The organism is Monashia sp. HAY1-5C (assembly GCF_056755255.1).
Genome location: NZ_JBPGXG010000871.1, coordinates 1 through 230, shown reverse-complemented (window position 1 = coordinate 230; position 230 = coordinate 1). Strand labels below are relative to the sequence as shown.

Annotated in this window: 1 pseudogene; it reads right to left on the bottom strand. The window is 71.3% G+C overall.

Annotated elements, in window-relative coordinates:
- Nucleotides 1-230 (bottom strand): annotated as a pseudogene (locus ACR9ZK_RS23810) (hypothetical protein); the annotation flags it as partial.

Genomic DNA, 230 nt, shown 5'->3' with positions numbered 1-230 from the left:
CCCCCCCCCCCCCCCCCCCCCCCCCCCCCTCCCCAACCAAAAGACGCCCCCCCAGATGTAGCTCCGTCTCGTGGGCTCGGAGATGTGTATAAGAGACAGCCTGCAGGTCGATCCAGCCGTTGGCGGCGGCCGCGTGGATCATCGAGTACTCGCCCGAGACCTGGTAGGCCGCCACCGGCACCGACGAGCGCTCGGCGGCCGCGGCGACGACGTCGAGGTAGCTCATCGCC